The 2,086-nt window shown below is 66.2% G+C and carries 3 protein-coding genes; all 3 read left to right on the plus strand.

Features of this window, described 5'->3' with window-relative positions; genetic code table 11:
* Positions 1–410 (plus strand): polyketide cyclase (locus FJ251_15745; GenBank protein ID MBM4119154.1); only part of this gene is annotated, 410 nt, incomplete at its 5' end.
* Between the two features lie 137 nt (positions 411–547).
* Positions 548–1,384: a transcriptional regulator gene (locus FJ251_15750; protein ID MBM4119155.1), complete on the plus strand. Its 837-nt coding sequence runs from the start codon at positions 548–550 to the stop codon at positions 1,382–1,384.
* The coding region (locus FJ251_15755; protein ID MBM4119156.1) for a nucleotidyl transferase AbiEii/AbiGii toxin family protein at positions 1,368–2,086 on the plus strand (719 nt) is incomplete at its 3' end. The genes FJ251_15750 and FJ251_15755, both read left to right, overlap by 17 nt.

The following is a 2,086-nucleotide window of genomic DNA, read 5'->3' on the forward strand; positions in this document are numbered from 1 at the left end:
CGGCGACGCCGAGCCGCGTCTTCGCCGCCTTCGCGCAGGCAGAGCAACTCGCCCAGTGGTGGGGACCCAGCGGCTTCACGAACACTTTCGCGACCTTCGACTTCAAGCCCGGCGGCCGCTGGGTCTTCGTCATGCACGGCCCCGACGGCACCGACTACCCCAACCAGTCCGTCTTCCGCGAGATCGTGCCCGACGCGAAGATCGTCATCGAGCACGTCAAGGGGCACTGGTTCCGACTCACGGTGACCCTGAGCGCGCGCGGCGACCAGACGCACCTGGCCTGGCTGCAGGAGTTCGAGAGCGCCGAGGTTGCCGACGAGCTGCGCGCCATCGTGGTCCCCGCCAACGAGCAGAACCTCGACCGGCTGGAAGCGCTGCTCGCCGGCCGGCCGGCTGCATCCGCCGAGTGAGTGTGGGCTCGCTCCCTGACCAGTCGGCTGCGCGGCTTGCCGTTCTGTGCCGCCATTGGAGGGCAAACCCCTAATTCGGTGGCGAATCGCCAAGTAACTCTTGCCAATCTGCGTCCCAATCGCTAGAATAACCCCCAATGGGAACGCAAGACGGCAAGCCTCAGCGACCGCGGGATTTCTTCGCCAGCCACCCGGTCTTCACCCACGCGGAGTTCATCCGGGCGCACACCGGGACCGGCAGGAGCCAGCACACCAGCAACTCCCTGCTGGCCGAGCGCATCGCGACGGGCAGCCTGCTTCGGATCAAGCGCGGGGTGTACGCAACGGTGCCGGTCGGGACCGACGCTGCCAACTACCAGCCACCGCCTCCCCTGGTGGCCACGAAGCTGGCCGACGACGCGGTCGTGGCCTACCACTCTGCCCTCGAGTTTCACGGCCGCGCCTACTCGCTGTGGACTCGCGAGCAGTACCTGACCGCAGGCAGGCTGGCGCCCCTCCGCTTCCGTGGCGTCGAGTACATCGCCGTGCAGGCACCGCGAGCCGTTCGCGATCTTGCCGACTTCGGCGGGGGAATCGAGGTGCGACCCTACGCCGAAGGCGCCGTGCGGGTGACCACCCTGGAGCGAACCTTGGTGGATCTGCTCCACGCGCCGGGGCAGGGCGGCGGTTGGGAAGAGATCTGGCGCAGCCTGGCAATGGCGGACTACTTCGAGCTCGATGCCGTCCTGGACCATGCCTTGCTCATGGGTTCGGCGCTGACCGTCGCTCGCATCGGCTTCTTCCTGGAGCAGCACCGCGAAAGCCTGATGGTGCCCGACGCCTTCCTGGCTCGCCTCGCCGCGCATGCACCTCCCCAACCCTTGTACCTGGATCGCCAGCGGAAGTCGGGCCGGCTGATCAAGCCGTGGAACCTGATCGTTCCCAAGACGGTGCTGGAGCAAGCGTGGGAGGAACCGCATGAGGATCGGGCCTGATCAACTCCGACGGGCTGCGGCCGAGACAGGATTCCACGCCGGCGCACTTGAGAAGGTCGGACACCTGATCGACCTCTTGCAGGCGATCTTCCGCCACCCCTACCTCAAAGACCGGCTCGTGCTCAAAGGTGGAACCGCGCTCAATCTATTCCTCCTCGATCTGCCGCGCCTGTCGGTGGACATCGACCTGAACTACATCGGGGCGCTGGACCGCGAGACCATGCTCGCGGAGAGGCCCGAGGTTGACAGGGCGCTCCAAGCCGTCTTCAAGCGGCAAGACCTCGAGGTTAGGCGGCTACCTGGAGAACATGCCGGTGGGAAATGGAGACTTTCCTTCGCCCGCGTCGAGGGCGGTCGTGGCACACTGGAGGTCGACCTCAACTTCCTCATGAGGGTCCCGCTCTGGGCACCCCAACGTCGGGATTCGCGGCAGATGTTGGGGGGACTCGCCGCCGGGATCCCCGTTGTCGACCTGCACGAGCTGGCCGCGGGCAAGCTAGCCGCACTCTTCAGTCGGATCGCTGCGCGTGACCTCTTCGACACCGTCAACATCCTGTCTCACCGAGAACTGGATCCTGCTCTGCTCAGGCAGGCTTTCGTGGTCTCTGGTGCGATGAGTCGACGAGACTGGCGGGACCTTCGCATTGAGGATGCGGCCATGGATCCGCGAGACGTAGCCCAGAAGCTCCTGCCCATGCTGCG

This window comes from bacterium, assembly GCA_016873475.1.
Lineage (GTDB): Bacteria > Krumholzibacteriota > Krumholzibacteriia > JACNKJ01 > JACNKJ01 > VGXI01.